20 protein-coding genes are annotated in these 16,929 nt (G+C 64.8%); 10 read left to right on the top strand and 10 right to left on the bottom strand.

Going from position 1 to position 16,929, the window contains the following annotated elements; translation table 11 throughout:
- Positions 1-246: 246 nt before the first annotated feature.
- The 4 genes from HU748_RS20035 to HU748_RS20020 form a co-directional block, all read right to left on the bottom strand.
- Positions 247-1,161 carry an SDR family oxidoreductase gene (locus HU748_RS20035; protein WP_186721633.1) on the bottom strand — a complete coding sequence of 305 codons (915 nt, stop codon included), beginning with the start codon at positions 1,159-1,161 and terminating at the stop codon, positions 247-249.
- Positions 1,162-1,279: 118 nt separating this feature from the next.
- A complete protein-coding gene (locus HU748_RS20030; protein WP_186721631.1) occupies positions 1,280-2,185 on the bottom strand; it encodes an alpha/beta hydrolase in 906 nt (301 codons plus the stop codon).
- A gap of 176 nt (positions 2,186-2,361) precedes the next feature.
- Entirely contained in the window at positions 2,362-3,048 is a 687-nt protein-coding gene (locus HU748_RS20025; protein WP_186667734.1) for an LrgB family protein, read from the bottom strand.
- Entirely contained in the window at positions 3,038-3,424 is a 387-nt protein-coding gene (locus tag HU748_RS20020; RefSeq protein ID WP_186667732.1) for a CidA/LrgA family protein, read from the bottom strand. The genes HU748_RS20025 and HU748_RS20020 overlap by 11 nt, the downstream gene beginning before the upstream one ends.
- Before the next feature lie 96 nt (positions 3,425-3,520).
- On the opposite strand from HU748_RS20020, the gene HU748_RS20015 reads away from it, so the two are divergent.
- A complete protein-coding gene (locus HU748_RS20015; RefSeq protein ID WP_186710687.1) occupies positions 3,521-4,405 on the top strand; it encodes a LysR family transcriptional regulator in 885 nt (294 codons plus the stop codon).
- Between the two features lie 44 nt (positions 4,406-4,449).
- On the opposite strand, the gene HU748_RS20010 is transcribed toward HU748_RS20015, so the two are convergent.
- Entirely contained in the window at positions 4,450-4,905 is a 456-nt protein-coding gene (locus tag HU748_RS20010) for a flavodoxin (protein ID WP_186667728.1), read from the bottom strand.
- A gap of 92 nt (positions 4,906-4,997) precedes the next feature.
- Between HU748_RS20010 and HU748_RS20005 the strand changes: the two genes are divergently transcribed.
- On the top strand, positions 4,998-5,429 hold the full coding sequence (locus HU748_RS20005) for a PAS domain S-box protein (RefSeq protein WP_186667727.1): 432 nt from the start codon (positions 4,998-5,000) through the stop codon (positions 5,427-5,429).
- Positions 5,430-5,502: 73 nt separating this feature from the next.
- Entirely contained in the window at positions 5,503-6,120 is a 618-nt protein-coding gene (locus HU748_RS20000) for a hypothetical protein (RefSeq protein WP_186667725.1), read from the top strand.
- Here the strand turns inward: HU748_RS20000 and HU748_RS19995 are convergent.
- Positions 6,105-7,046: a MerR family transcriptional regulator gene (locus HU748_RS19995; protein WP_186721629.1), complete on the bottom strand. Its 942-nt coding sequence runs from the start codon at positions 7,044-7,046 to the stop codon at positions 6,105-6,107. The two genes, HU748_RS20000 and HU748_RS19995, sit on opposite strands and share 16 nt — an antisense overlap.
- 214 nt (positions 7,047-7,260) lie before the next feature.
- On the opposite strand from HU748_RS19995, the gene HU748_RS19990 reads away from it, so the two are divergent.
- The 5 genes from HU748_RS19990 (at position 7,261) to chrA (ending at position 10,694) form a co-directional block, all read left to right on the top strand.
- A complete protein-coding gene (locus HU748_RS19990; protein ID WP_186721627.1) occupies positions 7,261-7,833 on the top strand; it encodes an antibiotic biosynthesis monooxygenase in 573 nt (190 codons plus the stop codon).
- 32 nt (positions 7,834-7,865) lie between these two features.
- Positions 7,866-8,600, top strand: coding sequence for a dihydromonapterin reductase (gene folM, locus HU748_RS19985; protein WP_186721625.1), 735 nt, complete (start codon positions 7,866-7,868; stop codon positions 8,598-8,600).
- Between the two features lie 9 nt (positions 8,601-8,609).
- Positions 8,610-8,906 carry a DUF1244 domain-containing protein gene (locus HU748_RS19980; RefSeq protein WP_186667717.1) on the top strand — a complete coding sequence of 99 codons (297 nt, stop codon included), beginning with the start codon at positions 8,610-8,612 and terminating at the stop codon, positions 8,904-8,906.
- Entirely contained in the window at positions 8,899-9,240 is a 342-nt protein-coding gene (locus HU748_RS19975; protein WP_186667715.1) for a HopJ type III effector protein, read from the top strand. Before HU748_RS19980 ends, HU748_RS19975 begins: the two co-directional genes overlap by 8 nt.
- A gap of 137 nt (positions 9,241-9,377) precedes the next feature.
- Complete coding sequence (chrA, locus tag HU748_RS19970) at positions 9,378-10,694, top strand: chromate efflux transporter (protein ID WP_238343418.1); 1,317 nt, start codon at positions 9,378-9,380, stop codon at positions 10,692-10,694.
- A gap of 19 nt (positions 10,695-10,713) precedes the next feature.
- Here chrA and HU748_RS19965 read toward each other — a convergent pair whose 3' ends face one another.
- The 4 genes from HU748_RS19965 to HU748_RS19950 form a co-directional block, all read right to left on the bottom strand.
- The gene (locus HU748_RS19965) at positions 10,714-11,622 is read right to left on the bottom strand and encodes an alpha/beta fold hydrolase (protein ID WP_186667713.1); all 909 of its coding nucleotides are present in this window, start codon (positions 11,620-11,622) and stop codon (positions 10,714-10,716) included.
- A gap of 90 nt (positions 11,623-11,712) precedes the next feature.
- Positions 11,713-12,399 (bottom strand): N-acetyltransferase, encoded by a 687-nt coding sequence (locus HU748_RS19960; RefSeq protein WP_186710684.1) that lies wholly within the window; start codon positions 12,397-12,399, stop codon positions 11,713-11,715.
- 166 nt (positions 12,400-12,565) lie between these two features.
- Positions 12,566-13,777, bottom strand: a complete 1,212-nt coding sequence (fabV, locus tag HU748_RS19955) for an enoyl-ACP reductase FabV (RefSeq protein WP_186721621.1) — start codon at positions 13,775-13,777, stop codon at positions 12,566-12,568.
- Positions 13,778-13,973: 196 nt separating this feature from the next.
- The gene (locus HU748_RS19950) at positions 13,974-14,843 is read right to left on the bottom strand and encodes a LysR substrate-binding domain-containing protein (RefSeq protein ID WP_186711809.1); all 870 of its coding nucleotides are present in this window, start codon (positions 14,841-14,843) and stop codon (positions 13,974-13,976) included.
- 135 nt (positions 14,844-14,978) lie between these two features.
- Between HU748_RS19950 and HU748_RS19945 the strand changes: the two genes are divergently transcribed.
- Both HU748_RS19945 and aguB read left to right on the top strand, forming a co-directional pair.
- Positions 14,979-16,034 (top strand): agmatine deiminase family protein, encoded by a 1,056-nt coding sequence (locus HU748_RS19945; RefSeq protein WP_186711810.1) that lies wholly within the window; start codon positions 14,979-14,981, stop codon positions 16,032-16,034.
- Positions 16,031-16,927: an N-carbamoylputrescine amidase gene (gene aguB, locus HU748_RS19940; protein ID WP_186721619.1), complete on the top strand. Its 897-nt coding sequence runs from the start codon at positions 16,031-16,033 to the stop codon at positions 16,925-16,927. Before HU748_RS19945 ends, aguB begins: the two co-directional genes overlap by 4 nt.
- Positions 16,928-16,929 lie beyond the last annotated feature (2 nt).

Genomic DNA, 16,929 nt, shown 5'->3' with positions numbered 1-16,929 from the left:
GCACTGTCGTGATGCGGCCTGACTGCTTTTGGGGCACTTTTACCCGAAACGTAAAGGTGAATGTCACCCAGGGCTATTTTTCCCGTGGGATCAGAGGCTTATTCTGTCTTCACTGGCTGGCGCGAAAGGCACTCCCCCGTCGTTCGGGCCGCCACGTGTGAACGACGTTGATTTTGAAGCTCCTTGATCTGACGTCTCGATTGGCCGCTGCCTGCGCAGCGGCCTTTTTTTTGCGCCCGAAGCACGCTACCCCTGCGGATATTGCCGCAGATTCGCCATCATCTGCTGCAAGGCCTGCAACGTATCCTGTGGATGAATCGCCCCCTCGAAATCGCCGATCTGCCCCCACTGCGCGGCAACCTGTTCAGGCGTGAAGCCGGTGATCGGATCAAATCCGACACCAAGGCTTCTTTCCCAGCGAACCTTGCCAACCCAGCCCCCACCCACTTCATACAACTGCCCCGTGTCCTCGCATTGATCGCTGCCCAGGTACACCACCACCGGGCTGATCAGTTCAGGCTTGAGACGCTCGAACACCTGCGGCGGAATCAGGCCTTCGGTCATGCGCGTGCCCCCAGTGGGCGCAATGGCGTTGACCAGAATCCCATGCTTGCGGCCTTCGATGGCCAGGGTGCGGGTCAGCCCGTAGAGGCCGAGCTTGGCCATGCCATAGTTGGCCTGGCCGAAATTGCCGTAGATGCCGGAGGTGGAGGCAGTAAAGATCACCCGTCCCCAGTTCTGCTCGCGCAGGTGCGGCCAGGCGGCATGGGTCACCTTGTAGGCACCTTCGACATGAACCCGGTAGACCTGGTCCCAATCGGCGTCGTCCATCTTGTGGAAGGTCTTGTCGCGCAGGATGCCGGCGTTGTTCACCAGCACATCGACCCGCCCGAAACTGTCCAGCGCCTGCTCGACGATACGCGCCCCCTCGGCCACCGAGTCATGGTTGGCCACCGCCGTGCCGCCAGCGGCGCGGATCTCCTCCACCACCCGGTCGGCCGCCGAGGCGCTGGCGCCTTCGCCATGGGTCGAGCCGCCCAGGTCGTTGACCACCACACGTGCACCACGGGCCGCGAACAGCAGCGCGTGGGCCCGGCCCAGGCCACCGCCGGCCCCCGTGACGATCACTACGCGGTCTTGCAGATTTACCGGCTCGCTCATGCTCAAGGCTCCAGGCAAGGGTTGGGATACCTGGAGTGTCCGACAGCCATCGGCAGCGGACAATCAAGCGCAGTGACGCTGAATGGCAGGCGATAACACAGGGCGATGATCGCCGCGCTCAGGACCAGGCAACCCGCTGAGGTATATAGCGCAGGGGCTGCTCGCGAAACGCCAGGTAATGACGCAGCACCTGCACCGGCGCTTCGGTGTGCGGATAGTGGCCGATCCCCTGCAGCACCACGGTATCGGGATCAGGCACCAGTTGCCGGTAGCGCTCGACCATATGCGCACCCGACAGCGGGTCGACCGCACCATTGATCAGGCGCAACGGCACCCCCTCCGCCTGCAGTGCACCGACCCAGCGTTGTCGCTGTGCCTGCCGCTCCGGCACATAGGCCATCAACTTGTGCAGGATGCGCGTCCCGCGGTTCGACACCATCAGGCTCCAGCAATCGTCCAGCGCGCTTTCGCTGGGGTGGGTGCAAGGGCCATAGACCTGGCTGACATTGCGCACCAGATCATCCCGCCCGAACGAACGCGCCACCAGCCAGCCCAGCGGGCTGAGCAGCAGCTTCTGCACCAGCAGCAACGGACACAACTCGGGGAATAGCGCGCTGTTGAGAAACGCACAACTGGCGATGTCGGCACGCCCTTCGTGATGGCGCGCGAGCAACTCCTGGGCGACGCTGCCACCGTAGTCGTGCGCCAGCAGGTGCACCGGCCGTTCGATCCTCAGGTGCTTGAGCAGCGCCTGTTGCAGATCGGCCTGCTCCATCAGGCTGTACTCGTGGTCGGCAGGCTTGGCCGAGTCGCCGAAGCCAAGCATGTCGCAGGCCACCACGCGAAAGCGCTGCGCCAAGGGCGCCCACAGGTAGTGCCAGTCCCAGCTGGCGGTTGGGAAGCCATGTAACAGCAGCAAGGGCTCTCCTTGCCCCGCTGTCCAGTAACGGATGCTCTGGCCCCGGAAGGAAAAACTCTGTCCCCGGGTACGCCAGACGCACAATGGAATTTCGGCCAAAGGCATCGGAATCGTCCCGCTGATCAGGTGTTGACGGTATAGGGCAAGGCTGCGTTCATTGCATGTCACCTCGGCACTTGCATGTGCTCTCTGTGTCGAGGCTGAGTCTAGTCAGCGCCTTGAATGGCGGAACTTACCTTGGCAGCCAGCTTGATGACCTTGCAGGACACTGGCACGAACGGTCATAGCAGGCAGGCGAGCAATGGCGCGGCGAACAGGTTGAGCAGGCCGGTCAGCACCATCACCAGCCCCGCCACCGAGCCCTCCTCCCCGCCCACTTCATGGGCGCGGCTGACCCCGGCGCCATGGGCACCGACACCAAACAGTGCGCCGCGCGCCAGTGACGTACGCAACGGCAGCACGCGCAACAGCAGGCCGCCGAACACAGCCCCCAGCACACCGGTGAACATCACGAACACCGCCGTCAGCTCGGGCACGCCGCCCAGGTCGTGGGCCAGCGGCATGGCGAACGGCGTGGTGATCGAGCGCGGCACCAGTGACAGGCTGACCGACTCATCCAGCGCCAGCAGGTGCGCCAGCCCCCAGGAACTGCTGATCGACGCCAAACTGCCCGCCAGCATCCCCAGCAACAGCGCCGGCCAATGTCGTGCCAGCATCGCCCGCTGCTGCCAGATCGGCACGGCGAAGGCCACGGTCACCGGCCCCAGCACACCGATCAGCCAATGTGTGTTGCGAGCATATTCGGCGTAGGCGGTGTGCAGCGGAATCGCCACCGCCAGCAGCAGCGCCGGGACCAGCACCAGCGGCGACAGCAGATAACGGCCAGTGCGCCCATACAGCCAGCGGCTGAACAGGTAGGCCGCCACTGTCAGCGCAAGCCAGAACAGCGACATGGGTTCAAGCTTCATGGCGCAGGCTCCAGCGGCAGACCAGTTCGACCGTGAGCGCCGTGACCACCATCACCACCAGGGTGCTCAGGGCGATCACCAGCAGGATGCGCCACCCCTCGCTGCGCATCAGGCTGCCGTAATCGAGCAGGCTCATCAGCGCCGGGATGAAAAACAGCAGCATCTGCGCCATCAGCCAACCGGCGCCACGTTGCAAGGTTCCGGGCTTCAAGGCCCCCACGGCAAACAGCATCAGCAACAGCGCCATGCCCATGACTCCGGCCGGGATCGGCCAGCCCAGCCAGGCGACGAGTTGACCGCCCACGAAGTACAGGACAAACAGCGCGCACAGCTCGGCGAGCAGGCGGGGCAACGCATTCGATACGGTGGCTTTCATGATGGGTTTCCTCGGGATGCCCCATTTTAAAAAGCCGCTGCCAAGGCCAAAAGCGAATTGTTAGACTGTTATCCATTCCAATCTGGAATTCACGCAATGGAATTCAAGCAACTGCGCAGCTTTATCGAAGTGGTTCACCGGGGCGGTTTCACCCAGGCCGCACAGACGCTGCACATCAGCCAGTCGGCGGTAAGCAAGCAGGTGGCCCAGCTCGAGGAAGACCTCGGCCAGCTTCTGCTGGAGCGCCAGAGCTCGCAATTACACCTCACTGCTGCCGGACGCATCGTGCTCGAACGCGGCGAAGCCTTGCTGCGCCAGCGCCATGAGTTGCTGGCCGAGCTCGACGACCTGAGCCAGATGGCCCGTGGCGAACTGCGCCTGGGTTTGCCGGTGGTCGGCGGGGAAGCCCTGTTCGCTAGCCTGTTCGCCGAATATCGGCAGCGCTATCCGAACATCAGCGTTCACCTGGTTGAAGGCGGCAGCCGGATCGTCGAACAGGGCGTCAGAAGTGGCGAACTCGAACTTGGTGGCAGTGTCACCCCGAGCGACCCGGCCTTCGACTACCAACCGTTCTGCAACGAACCGCTCGATGCGTTGCTTCCAGACAATCATCCGTTGGCCGAACGCGACGGCGTGAGCCTGCGCCAACTGGCCGATACGCCGTTCCTGCTGTATCACCGCAGCTTCATGCTCAACGACAAACTGCTCAGCGCCTGCGAACAGGCCGGCTTCACCCCGAAGGAAGGAGGGCGCAGCGGCCAGGCGGATTTCCTCACCGCGCTGGTGGCCGCCGGACAGGGCGTGGTGCTGCTGCCCAGCGTGGTGGCACGTGGGCTGGAGCGTGATGGTGTGGTGAGGGTGCCGCTGGTGGAGCCGGATCATCTACGCTGGGACATCGCCTTCATCTGGCGGCGCGGGGCGTACCTGTCGCGAGCGGCACAGGCGTGGCTGGCGTTGGTGCGGGAGCGAAAGGGAGAGTGAGCGGCGAATCGCCGCTCACGAAACGATCGCGCAGAACCCGGGGCTTACCCCTTGAGCCGTTGCACCAGCTCTGCCAGCCAGGGCTCGGCGTCCGTTTCCGGGGTGACGGTCTCGCTGGCATCCAGTCGCAGCATCGGCTGCACTTCCTGCACGCCCAGTTCGGCAAACAGCTCGCGCATCTGCTCGCCCCCGCCGCAGTAGGTGTCGCCATAGCTCGAATCGCCCAGGGCCAGCACCGCGCCCGGCAAACCGCGCCACTCGCCCGGCAGCGTATCGCGAATCGTGCTGTACAGCGGCATAAGGTTGTCGGGCAGCTCACCCATCCCGGTGGTCGAGGTCACCGCCAGCAGCGCCTGGGGGGCAAAACCGCGCAGATCGTCGAGGGTGGCACGCGCCGCATGCCAGGCTTCGAACCCGGCAGCCTTGAGCAAGGATTCGGCATGACGGGCGACTTCTTCGGCGGTGCCATAGACCGAGCCTGAAATAATGGCGACTTTCATCAGGAGAGGATTCCGAAACTGAGTGAAAACGTAGGATACTACCATTCGACAGTGGCAAAAGGCCGCTCCACTTGACTCCCATGGCCAGGAACATGATCAACGCGCAACTGCTGCACGCCATGATCGACGCGTCGAACGACGGCATCGTGGTCGCCGAGCAGGAAGGTGACGACACCATCCTGATCTACGTGAACGCGGCCTTCGAACGCCTCACCGGCTACGCGCGCGACGAGATCCTCTACCAGGACTGCCGCTTCCTCCAGGGCGACCATCGCGACCAGTTGGGTCGCGCCCGTATCCGCAAGGCTCTGGCCGAAGGTCGGCCGTGTCGCGAGGTACTGCGCAACTACCGCAAGGACGGCAGCGGGTTCTGGAACGAACTGTCGATCACCCCGGTGTACAACGAGGCTGATCAACGCACCTATTTCATCGGCATCCAGAAGGATGTCAGCCGTCAGGTCGAACTCGAACGCGAGCTGGCCGACGCACACACCCGACTGGGCGGGCAACCATCCGTCCAATGACCTGAACCAAACGCCCCGGGCACAGTCCATGGCAATGAAGAACCCACCGACGACGCCCGACCCGAGTCCGATCATGCAAGCAGACGCCCTCCTTACTCAGGATGAGCTGGATTTCATTCAGGACATGCAGCATACGCCCCAATTGAACCTGGCCGATCCCACCTCGAGCCTGCTGGTCAATGGCGATCGTCGTCTGCAGCAATTGCTCACCCGCCTGGTGGCCAACGAGCAGGTCACGCTGCAGGCGCAATTCAACAACCAGCAGATCAGCATTCCCCTGCAACTGGTCGAAGACGAGTTTCACGCCCTGCACCTGCAACTGGGCTCACCGGAAATCTACGAAGACGGCCCGATGCTGCGGCCCTGGCGCCTGTCGCTGGACCAGCCGGCGGCACTGGTCGACGCCCGCGGCACGCAGAGCGAGCTGTGGGTGCGCGATATCTCGTTCAAAGGGGTACTGCTGCAAGTGAACGGCCAGGCCCAGGCACCCAGCCACTTCGAGCTGTTCTTCGCTCCACCGGGCATCGAGCCGATCGAACTGCACGGCACACTGCGCCGCCGCATCGGCCCGGACCTGGCGGCCTACGACCTCAGCCACAGCCCGGACGAGGAAATCGACCGGCTGCGTGAGTACATTCTCCAGGCCCACCGCCAGGCGCACCCAGAGTTGCACGCTCAGGTCTCGATCTGACCGGCGAGGAACTGGCGCAACCGCTGCTTCATCAAAAAGGCCTGGGCGCCCAGGCAGCCCACCGGCCCGCCCTCGAGACTGTCCTGGGCCATTTCGGCAGCCTCGCCCGCCAGCAGCAGCGGGCAGTTCACCCGCTGCGCCAGACGCGCCAGGCGCTTGTCCAGGTCGCTGGCCGGGCGATGGTTGTTGTACAGCACCAGCGCATCCGGCGCCAACCGCTCGCAGACCAACGCCAGCTCTTCGACAGGCTGCCCTGGCGCCAGCACCGTGACCGCTACCTCGTCACTGCCCAGCAGCAGTCCCGCCACCAGCAACTCGAGTTCCTGGCATTCTGCCGACAACGGTGACAGCAGGATCCGACGGCGCTTGGGCTCGGGCGCCAGTTGCAGGCGCAACAGCACCCGCGCGCGCAGGAACTGATCGAGGAACAGCCACTCGCTGGCCTGCCCATACCCCGCCTGGCCGGCGCGCAGGGCCTGCCATACCGGCATGAACACCTCGCCGAAGACCTGCTCCAGGGCATGGCTGGCAAACACCTGCTCGAACAACCGCCCCAACTGCGCAGCATCGAACTGGCGCACGGCCTCGCGCACCTGGGCCTGCCAGCGTGAGCGGTCGCCAACCGTGCTTCCGGCCCAGGCCCCCTCCGCCGGCACCTGGCTACGCGCCAGGATACTGCCGACCTTGCTCACCGCGACACCACGGCGCAGCCAACCCAGGATGCTCTCGATGGCGTCGATGTCGGCCTGCGAATAGAGACGATGGCCACTCTCGGTGCGGGTCGGCTGAATCAGCCCGTAGCGGCGCTCCCAGGCGCGCAGGGTCACCGGATTGACGCCAGTCAGGCGCGACACTTCGCGGATCGGAAACAGCTCCTGACCCACCAGCCCATGTTCGATCAGGGCACTCGCTTGTGGCTCTTTCATGAGAGTGGCAACTCTGTCTCGTAGATTCGTGGTGGCCATTCTACGCCGGGATCGGCCAGGGGTCAGCGCAACGGCTCGATCACGACACTGACCGGTCACGAAATTTACGCGATAATCCGCGCCCGATTCTTGCATCCACGCCTGCGTCGCCCACCACCCCGGGCACAGGCCAAGGGGCCGGCTACCCGCCAGCCCCGTCGTAAGGAGATACACGATGTCTACCGCACCCGTCACCCTGATGGTGTCGCGCCGCGCCGCCGATGGACGCTACCAGGACCTGCTGGCCTGGCTCCATGAAGGCGAGCAGCTGGCCACCGACTTCCCCGGCTACCTGGGCTCGGGCATCCTCGCGCCGCCGGCCGACAGCGACGCCTTCCAGATCATCTTCCGTTTCAACGACGAACCGACCCTGCACGCCTGGGAGCATTCCGCCTCGCGACGCGCCTGGTTGCAGCGTGGCGACGGCCTGTTCGAGCGCCCCGAAGAGCGGCGCGTCAGCGGCATCGACGCCTGGTTCGGCACCGAAACGGTGCATAAACCGCCGCGCTGGAAGCAGGCTACCGCCATCTGGCTGGCGTTCTTCCCGGTGTCGCTGCTGTTCAACCTGTTGTTCGGCCACTGGCTGGCACCGCTGGACCTGCTGCCCCGGGTACTGCTGAGCACCCTGGTGCTGACGCCGCTGATGGTCTACCTGTTCATTCCGTTGTCCACCCGCCTGCTGGCCGGCTGGCTCAATCCCTCGGCACGCACGGCGTCACAGCGCCGCGAAGGGTTGCGCAGCCGCTGAGGAGCGGGCACGCAAGCCTGCGCAGTTCGGGTATGCTGGGGCACGAACGAACAGACGAACAGACTGCCCCGAACATGAACAGCCCTATCCTCATCACCGGAGCCAGCCAGCGCGTCGGGCTGGCCCTGGCCCTGGCGCTGGCCAAGGCCGGCCATCAGGTGGTCAGCGCCAGCCGCAGCCTTCATGCGCAGGCCGCACACCCGAACATCATCCAGTTCCAGGCCGACCTCACCCGCGAGGCCGACCGCCTGGCGCTGATCGAACACCTGCAGCACAACTACGACGGGCTGCGCGCAATCATCCACAACGCCTCGCTGTGGCTGGACGACGACCTGCAGAGCCTCGAAACCATGTTCCGCCTGCACGTCGAGGCGCCCTACCACCTCAACCTGGCGCTGGGCGAGCACCTGACCAAGGTCGAGAAGGCCGACATCATCCACATCTGCGACGAAACCTCCTCGCGCGGCAGCAAGAGCCATATCGGCTACGCCGCAACCAAGGCCGCGCTGCAGAACATGGTGCTGTCTTTCGCCGAAAAATACGCGCCCAAGGTGCGTGTCAACGGTATCCTGCCGGGCCTGCTGATCCTTAAGGAAGGCGGCGACGAACAGTACCGCCGGCAGACCCTGAAAAAGGCCCTGCTGGAATTCGAACCGGGTGCACAGCCGCTGATCGAGGCGGTGATGTTCCTGCTGCAAAGCCAGTACAGCACCGGCAGCCAGGTGGTCATCAACGGTGGCCGCCATCTGAAGAACCGCATGACCTGAGGTAAGCCCATGACTGAGCAACAACAGCTCGAACTCGAAGCCGCCGCGTTCCGGCGCCTGGTCGAACACCTGCAAAAGCGTACCGACGTGCAGAACATCGACCTGATGAACCTCTCCGGCTTCTGCCGCAACTGCCTGTCCAAGTGGTACAAGGCCGCCGCCGACGAGCGCCAGGTCGAGCTGAGCCTGGACGATGCCCGCGAAGCGGTGTACGGCATGCCCTACGCCGAGTGGAAAGCCCAATACCAGAAAGAAGCCAGCGCCGAACAACAAGCGGCGTTCGAACAAGGAAAACCCCGTGACTGACCTGAACACCCTGCGCAGCAGCCTCGCCAGCGGCGAACACGTGTTTGCCGACACCCTGGGCTTCATTGCCGCCAACTACAGCTACCAGCCCCAGGCCTTCAACAACGGCGGCGTGGAAAACGCTGCCGGGCAGAACGAGGGGTCGTGCAAGACCCTGGGCCTGGCCCTGCTGGAAGGGCTGAGCGATCAGGAAGCGCTGCTGGCCTTTGGCGAACACTACCGCAGCGTGCTCGCCACCCCCGAGGGCAGCGACCATGGCAATATCCGCGCGCTGATCAAGCACGGCCTGGCCGGCGTGAAGTTTGCCGAGCAGCCGCTGACCCGCAACGCCTGAGGCAAGGCTGTTCGCGGCACCAAGGCCGCTCCTGCAGGTATTCGGTGCAGGCGCGGCCTTGTGTCGCGATGGGCCGCAAAGCGGCGCCCGACCTGATGACGCCGACTGCCCTTTTCCTGCCAGAAGGACTCGCCCGAATGCCTCCAGAACCCAGTATCCCTTTCCGTCAGGCCATGCTGTTCTGGCTCAAGCTCGGTTTCATCGGATTCGGCGGCCCGGCCGGGCAGATCGCCCTGATGCACCGGGAAATCGTCGAACGCCGTCGCTGGCTCAGCGAGTCGCGGTTTCTCCACGCCTTGAACTACTGCATGTTGCTGCCTGGGCCCGAGGCCCAGCAACTGGCCACCTACCTCGGCTGGCTGATGCACCGCACCTGGGGCGGGATCATCGCCGGGACACTGTTCATCCTGCCCTCGTTGTTCATTCTGATCGGACTGTCCTGGGTCTATATCACCCAGGGGCAGCAACCTCTGGTCGCCGGCCTGTTCTACGGCCTCAAGCCTGCGATCACCGCCATCGTCGTGCAGGCGACCTGGCGCATCGGCTCCCGGGTGCTGCACAACGCTGCATTGTGGGGCATCGCTCTGGCAGCCTTCGTCGCCCTGTTCGGGCTGGGGCTACCGTTTCCGCTGATCGTGCTGGGCGCGGGGCTGGTCGGCTATTTGGGCGGGCGCCGGCGGCCGCAGTTGTTCCAGACCGGTCGCGCCAACACTGAAGACTCCATCGCCGAAGCCCCCCTGGCCCAGGCCGCCCATACCCGCCTGCACTGGCCGCGCCTGTTCGGACTGCTGGCCTGCGGTGCAGCGCTGTGGTGTCTGCCGATGGCCGCACTGACGCTGCTGTTCGGCTGGCAAGGCACCTTCACCCAGATGGCATGGTTCTTCACCAAAGCCGCGCTGCTCACCTTCGGCGGTGCCTACGCAGTGCTGCCCTACGTGTATCAGGGGGCTGTCGATCATTACGGCTGGCTGACGCCCACGCAGATGATCGACGGCCTGGCATTGGGCGAAAGCACACCCGGGCCGCTGATCATGCTGGTGGCGTTCGTCGGCTTCGTCGGCGGTTATGTGCAGGCCCAGTTCGGTGCCGACCAGGCGTTCGTGGCTGGCGCCCTGGCGGCATGCCTGGTCACCTGGTTCACCTTCCTGCCATCGTTCCTGTTCATCCTGATCGGCGCGCCCTTGGTGGAGCGCACACGCAGGCAACTGCGCTTCACCGCTCCGCTGACGGCAATCAGCGCCGCAGTGGTGGGGGTGATCCTGAATCTGGCGTTGTTCTTCGCCTATCACGTGTTCTGGCCGCACGGATTCGCCGAAGGGATCGACGGGCTGGCACTGGGGATCGCGCTGCTGGCGGCGGCGGGGCTGCTGGTGTTGCGTCGCAGTGTGCTGGAAGTGTTGATCGCCTGCGCCCTGGCGGGATTACTGGTGGTGTTGTATGGGCATGTGCTCTGAGAGGTCGACACAGCCCCCATCACCTCATGCGCTGCCCCGGTATCCGCTCCGACAGCACACCCTCGCGCAACCACTCCAACGCAATCGGCCACAGGCTTGCCCGAAAGCGATCATGGAAGAACGCGAAATGTCCGACCTCCTGCTCACCGATATCCACAGGTGCCACGCGCAGGTGGCGAGGTTGGGCGTGCTCCAGGTAGCCCAGCAAGCGATCCGTCGCCGCCACAGTGCCGAAAGGATCGTCGCTCAGGCTCACCGCCAGGGCCGCAGCCTGGACCTGGGCGAAAGGACGCGCCTGCAGCAGCCGTCCACTGGGACGCTGCTCGTAGCGCGGCGCCGGCGTGCTCCAGTCACGCACCACCCCGGCCGGCGTGTCCTCCATCCAGCCCAGGCGCTTGCCGGGGAAATAGCCCAGTAGCCGGGTCAGCAATGGCATCACCACATGCCACTTGCCCACCATCCGCCAGCGGCCTTCGGCCGCATAGTCACGCCAGTAGGCAAACTGTGCGCCGACCATCACCAGCCGCCGCACCTGCCCGGCCGACGGCGCCAGGCCAGTTGCCCAGCCACCGAAGCTGTGCCCCACCACATTCACCGGCTGCCCGGGGAATTCGCTGGCGGCGCGTTGCAGGATAGCTTCGAAGTCCAGGCAGCCCCAGTCGCTCCACGACGCCTGGAAACCGCGCAACGATGCCGGGCGAGACTCGCCGATGCCACGGTAGTCGTAGCTCAGCACGTCGAAGCCGTGGGCGAACAGGTAATCGGCAAAGCGAGCGTAATAGCGGCAGCGCACCGAGGTGGCCGCATTGATGATCACCAGCGGGCGCTGGGGGTCGGGTTCGGCGTGGCGCCACTGGAAACCGCCGAGGCTGTAGCCGTCGGCGGCTTGATGGCGAAAGGCAGTCGCAGGTTGGGTCAGGCTGCTCATGGCGGGCTCCCTGCGCCGTCGCGCCGGGAGGCGGGCGGCGTTTTTTGTCATCCGCCCACGCTAGCAAATTTTTCGCTGGCTGTACCTGCCTCAGGTGGTCGACAACGCCCGCGCCACGCCAGGCTTGCGCAGCACCTCCAGGCGCGAACCGTGATAACGCGTTTCGCGGAACAGCTTCCAGCGCCCGAACAGGCCATACACATGCATCACCCGCCCTTGCTCGTGATAGCCCATGCGCAGGTGCAGCTTCATGGCCGGCACGTTATGCGTCTCCACTACATCCACCACCTTGCGGCAGCCCTTGGCATGCATGGTGTTCCACAACTCGACCTGAGCGGTGACCGACAGCTCGCTGCCAAAGTAGCGCCGGGTCATCTCGCCGCCGAACTCGAAGAACTCTCCGGGCTTCACCGGGAAGGTGCAGCCGTAATAGTGCTTGTCATGGTAGTCGACCACGCTCGCCCAGATGAAGGCCACCGCATCGCCGTGCTCATCCAGGTACATGTGCCCGGTATGGCCTTCGGCAGCGAGTTCGCGCATGGTTTCGACACGGTCGCCGAAATAGCGCGCAAAGGCGTCGGCATTGGCGGTGGTGATATCCACCAGGGTCACCGGCGGATGTTCCTTGAGTTTGTGGGGCGGCACGGGGGTGACCAGGTCGCGTTCCATCCACAGCAATTCCCAGTGGAAGAATACGTAGCGTTCGACAAGGGTCTTGAAGGTACGCTTGAGCCCCTTCTGGCGGATCCGTTCTTGTAGTTTTTGCAATACGCGCATGCTGCCTCCCCGGCCCAGGCGAAATTGCCGGACCAATAGCTGCTGTATAGATCAGGGAGAAAGTGGCCATAGCAAAGGGCCAGCGGAGGATTTGTTGCAGAATGTTAACAAGGCCCCGGAGGGAACCGCGCAGCCGAAACAAACGGCTGCGCGGTCAAGGGCTTGCTTACAGCTCGATGCAGTCGAACCGTACGTCGGTGGCCACGTCTTCGTCGTAGTTGACGTCAGCGCGCTCGAAGCCGAACAGGTTGAGGAACTGTTTCTTGTAACCGGCGTAGTCGGTCAGCTCGAACAGGTTTTCGGTGGTGACCTGCGGCCACATGGCCTTGCAGGCGTCCTGCACGTCGTCGCGCAGTTCCCAGTCGTCCAGGCGCAGGCGGGCCTTTTCGTCCACCTCGGCCGGAGCACCGTCGGCGCGGTACATGCGGTCGCGGAACATGCGGTCCAGCTGGTCCTGGGTGCCTTCGTGAACGCCCTTCTCCTGCATGATCTTGAAGACCATCGACAGGTACAGCGGCATTACCGGAATGGCCGAGCTGGCCTGGGTGACAACCGACTTGAGCACGGCAACGTTGGCGCCACCCTTCACTTCACCGGCCAGCTTCTTGTCCAGGCGCACGGCGGTTTCGTCCAGGTCCTGCTTGGCCTGGCCCAGGGCGCCGTGCCAGTAGATCGGCCAGGTGATTTCGGTGCCGATGTAGCTGAAGGCCACGGTGCGCGCGCCTTCAGCGAGCACGTCAGCGCCGGCCAGGGCGTCGATCCACAGCTGCCAGTCCTGACCACCCATGACGGTGACGGTGTCGGCGATTTCCTGCTCGGTGGCCGGCTCGATGCTGGCCTCGATGATGGTGTCCTTGTTGGTGTCGATGGCGGTCGACTTATACGGCTGGCCGATCGGCTTGAGCGCCGAGCGGATCAGCTCGCCGGTCTGCGGCAGCTTGCGCACGGGCGAGGCCAGGGAGTAGATGACCAGGTCGACCTTGCCACCCATCTCGTTCTTGATCAGCTCGATGACCTTGGCGCGAGCTTCGTCGGAGAAGGCGTCACCGTTGATCGACTTGCTGTACAGACCCTCGGCCTTGGCGAACTTGTCGAAGGCGGCGGCGTTGTACCAGCCTGCGGTGCCGGCCTTGGTCTCGGTGCCCGGCTTCTCGAAGAACACGCCCAGGGTGTCGGCCTTGAAGCCGAAGGCGGCGGTGATGCGTGCTGCCAGGCCGTAGCCGCTGGAGGCGCCGATCACCAGGACTTTCTTCGGACCATCTTCGCGCACGCCCAGTTTGCGGGTGGCTTCGATCTGGTCACGGACGTTGAGCTCGCAGCCCTTAGGGTGAGTCGTGGTGCAGATGAAACCGCGTACCTTGGGATGAATGATGGCCAATGTCTGTACCTCGTCAGGTTTATGCTGGGGAAGCGCCGCAGGGGCGATTCCGATTGATCAGAGGGTGAGACTACCCCCGCAAGTCATCCGACACATATTACGGGGTCAATGGCCCGAGCAAAACCCGAATCCGAAAGCGACTCGCTCCCTGTAGGAGCGACCTTGTGTCGCGCCCGATCGCGGCACAAGGCCGCTCCTACACAGGGACGGGTGGGGCCAGGGGCTCCAAGGCCGCGCGCAACCACGCCAGGAACTGCCGCGCCAGCGGATCGTCCTGGCTGTCGCGGTGCACCAGGCAACTCCAGGCCGGGCCACGCACCCGCTGCGCCGACAACGCCTGCAAACGCCCGTCGTCCACCAACCGCTGGGCCAGCAACTGGCTGACCAGCGCAATCCCCAGGCCCTCTCCCGCCGCGTCCAGGAGCAGCCCCGGGTCGGAGAAATTCAGCCCCTTGCCCTGCTGCCCCACCGCTTCGCCGCCCTCCAGTTGCCAGTGGCTCCAGTCCATCTCCCGTTCGCCGTGCAAGGTGGTGCGCCCGGTTTCGGGCAAGGCGGGATGGCAGGCGGGGTACAGGCGGTCCTGGTGCAACACGCTGAAACTGCACTCGGCCTGCGGGCCAAGATCATCGCGGATCGCCAGGTCGATGGTCTGGCTGCTCATGTCCGGCACCTCGAAACTGGTGAACAGCCACAGGTCCACCTCCGGGCAGCGCGCATGAAAGTCCGCCAGGCGCGGCAACAACCAGTGCCGGGCAAAGGCCGGGGTGGTGTTGACCACCAGTTGGTTGGGCTTGCGGTACTGGTCCAGCCGACGGATGCCCACCGCCAATTGTTGCAGCATGACCTGCGTAGTGCTGAGCAGGTCATGGCCCGCGTCGGTGAGGCTGACACTGCGCCCGGTCCTGTGGAACAACGGTTGCTCCAGGTAGCTTTCCAGGCTGCGGATCTGCTGGCTGATCGCCGACTGGGTGAGGTTCAGCGCCTCGGCGGCCTTGTGAAAACTGCCCAGGCGGGCAGCGGCTTCAAAGCCACGCAGGGCATTCAGGGGCGGCCAGTGCTTGAGCATGATCGATAAGCCTTTCTAATCAGAAATACGCTAAATCTATCGTTAGTCCACGCCCATTCATAGCCATATCATGGGCACCAACACCCGCAACGGCGGGCTTCGTTGATAAAAATCACTAATACATTGGAGCTAACCATGGACCTGTCCATCGCCAGCGGCTGGCGCATGCCCGCCGAATGGGCCCGCCACGCCGCCACCTGGATGATCTGGCCGCACAATCAAGCCTTGTGGGAGTCCGGTTGGCGCGTGACCCTGGCCGACGTACAGCGCGACTACGCCCGGGTCGCCAGCGCCATCGCCCGTTTCGAGCCGGTGAAGATGGTCGTCGCGCCGTCCGCCATGGCCAGCGCCCGCGCCCTGTGCGGCGCCGGTATCGAGCTGATCGAACTGGCCGTGGACGACAGTTGGTGCCGCGACAGCGGGCCGACCTTCATCGCTCACCCGCAACACGGCCTGGCCGGCCTGAGCTGGCGCTTCAACGCCTGGGGTGGCAAGTCCGAGCACGGCCTGGACCGCAGCCTCGGTCGGCGCATCCTCGACCACCTGGGCCTGGAAGGCTTCAGCACACCGCTGTGCAACGAAGGCGGCGCCATTCATGTAGACGGCGAAGGCACCCTGATCACCACCGAGTCGGTGCTGCTCAACCCCAACCGCAACCCCGGCCTGAGCAAGGCGGACTTCGAGGAGTGCTTCGCCCGTCTGCTGGGCATCCGCAAGACCATCTGGCTGCCCGGCGATCCGCAGTATGTCACCGGCGACATGACCGATGGCCACGTCGACGGGGTCTGCGCCTTCGCCCGGCCCGGCGTGCTGCTGGTCGATGCCACCCACGAGCAAGGCTCGGTCTACGCCGACGTCGCCCGGGAAAACCGCCGCGCCCTGGAGCTGGCTCGCGACGCCCAGGGCCGGCGCTTCGAGCTGCTCGACCTGTTTGAGGCCAGCGCCGCAGTGGACAAGGACGCCGAAGTGTTCTGCGCCTCCTACACCAACTTCTACCTGGCCAACGGCGCAGTGATCATGCCGGCCTATGGCATCGACGCCGACCAGGCCGCCGCCCGTCAGTTGGCCCTGGCCTTCCCCGACCGCGAGATCGTGCCGGTGCGTATCGACCACATCGCCCACGGCGGCGGCGGCATCCACTGCATCACCCAGCAACAACCGGCCTGGCCTGTGACGGAGGAGCGCCCATGAGCCTGCTGCGCATCGCTACTACACAGATGAGTTGCGACTGGAACCTTGCGGCCAACCTCGACCGCGCCGAGCAACTGGTGCGCCAGGCCGCCGCCCGGGGTGCACAGGTAATCCTGTTGCAGGAGCTGTTCGCTACGCCGTATTTCTGCATCGAGCAGTGCCACAGCCACCAGGCGCTGGCCCAGGACTATCACGACAGCCCCCTGCTGCGCCGCTTCGCCGCGCTGGCCAAAGAGCTGGGGGTGGTGCTGCCACTGAGCTGGTACGAGCGCGCCGGCAACGCCTTCTTCAATTCGCTGACCGTGGCCGACGCCGACGGTCGCCTGCTGGGGATCTACCGCAAGACCCACATCCCCAACGCCATCGGCTACCAGGAAAAAGAATACTTCAGCCCCGGCGATACCGGTTTCAAGATCTGGGACACCGCCTTCGGCCGCCTGGGCATCGGCATCTGCTGGGACCAATGGTTCCCGGAAACCGCGCGCTGCCTGGCGCTGCTCGGCGCCGAGGTGCTGCTGTTCCCGACGGCCATCGGCTCGGAGCCCGGTGCCGCCGAACTGGACTCACGCGACCACTGGCAGATGGCGATGCGTGGCCATGCCGCAGCCAACCTGCTGCCGGTGGTGGCCGCCAACCGCGTCGGCCAGGAAGTGGCGCGCAGCGACGAGCACCTGTCGATGCGTTTCTATGGTTCCTCGTTCATCTGCGACCACAAGGGCGCGATGCTCGCCGAAGCCGATCGCGACAGCAGCGGCGTATGGCTGCACGACCTGGATCTGGCGCGCATGCGTGAAGACCGTCTGAGCTGGGGCGTCTACCGCGACCGCCGTCCCGAGCTGTACGCACCGTTGATGACCCTCGACGGCCGCCCCCCACAACCGACGAGGGCCTGAGC

Origin of the sequence: Pseudomonas sp. RW3S2 (assembly GCF_014268955.1) — a bacterium.
Classification (GTDB): domain Bacteria; phylum Pseudomonadota; class Gammaproteobacteria; order Pseudomonadales; family Pseudomonadaceae; genus Aquipseudomonas; species Aquipseudomonas wayambapalatensis.
The sequence above is the reverse complement of the archived record's forward strand: the minus strand, read 5'-3'. Positions and strand labels throughout refer to the sequence as shown.

Excerpts from the sequence above, each read along its gene's own strand:
- HU748_RS20020 (WP_186667732.1), bottom strand. The coding sequence starts at position 3,424 with ATGAAAGCCACCGTATCGAATGCGTTGCCCCGCCTGCTCGCCGAGCTG.
- HU748_RS19990 (WP_186721627.1), top strand. The coding sequence starts at position 7,261 with ATGTCTACCGCACCCGTCACCCTGATGGTGTCGCGCCGCGCCGCCGAT.
- HU748_RS20035 (WP_186721633.1), bottom strand. The coding sequence starts at position 1,161 with ATGAGCGAGCCGGTAAATCTGCAAGACCGCGTAGTGATCGTCACGGGG.
- HU748_RS20025 (WP_186667734.1), bottom strand. The coding sequence starts at position 3,048 with ATGAAGCTTGAACCCATGTCGCTGTTCTGGCTTGCGCTGACAGTGGCG.
- HU748_RS19960 (WP_186710684.1), bottom strand. The coding sequence starts at position 12,399 with ATGCGCGTATTGCAAAAACTACAAGAACGGATCCGCCAGAAGGGGCTC.
- chrA (WP_238343418.1), top strand. The coding sequence starts at position 9,378 with ATGCCTCCAGAACCCAGTATCCCTTTCCGTCAGGCCATGCTGTTCTGG.
- aguB (WP_186721619.1), top strand. The coding sequence starts at position 16,031 with ATGAGCCTGCTGCGCATCGCTACTACACAGATGAGTTGCGACTGGAAC.
- HU748_RS19980 (WP_186667717.1), top strand. The coding sequence starts at position 8,610 with ATGACTGAGCAACAACAGCTCGAACTCGAAGCCGCCGCGTTCCGGCGC.
- HU748_RS20010 (WP_186667728.1), bottom strand. The coding sequence starts at position 4,905 with ATGAAAGTCGCCATTATTTCAGGCTCGGTCTATGGCACCGCCGAAGAA.
- HU748_RS19995 (WP_186721629.1), bottom strand. The coding sequence starts at position 7,046 with ATGAAAGAGCCACAAGCGAGTGCCCTGATCGAACATGGGCTGGTGGGT.
- HU748_RS20005 (WP_186667727.1), top strand. The coding sequence starts at position 4,998 with ATGATCAACGCGCAACTGCTGCACGCCATGATCGACGCGTCGAACGAC.
- HU748_RS20030 (WP_186721631.1), bottom strand. The coding sequence starts at position 2,185 with ATGCCTTTGGCCGAAATTCCATTGTGCGTCTGGCGTACCCGGGGACAG.
- HU748_RS19950 (WP_186711809.1), bottom strand. The coding sequence starts at position 14,843 with ATGCTCAAGCACTGGCCGCCCCTGAATGCCCTGCGTGGCTTTGAAGCC.
- HU748_RS20000 (WP_186667725.1), top strand. The coding sequence starts at position 5,503 with ATGCAAGCAGACGCCCTCCTTACTCAGGATGAGCTGGATTTCATTCAG.
- HU748_RS19945 (WP_186711810.1), top strand. The coding sequence starts at position 14,979 with ATGGACCTGTCCATCGCCAGCGGCTGGCGCATGCCCGCCGAATGGGCC.
- HU748_RS19965 (WP_186667713.1), bottom strand. The coding sequence starts at position 11,622 with ATGAGCAGCCTGACCCAACCTGCGACTGCCTTTCGCCATCAAGCCGCC.
- folM (WP_186721625.1), top strand. The coding sequence starts at position 7,866 with ATGCTGGGGCACGAACGAACAGACGAACAGACTGCCCCGAACATGAAC.
- HU748_RS20015 (WP_186710687.1), top strand. The coding sequence starts at position 3,521 with ATGGAATTCAAGCAACTGCGCAGCTTTATCGAAGTGGTTCACCGGGGC.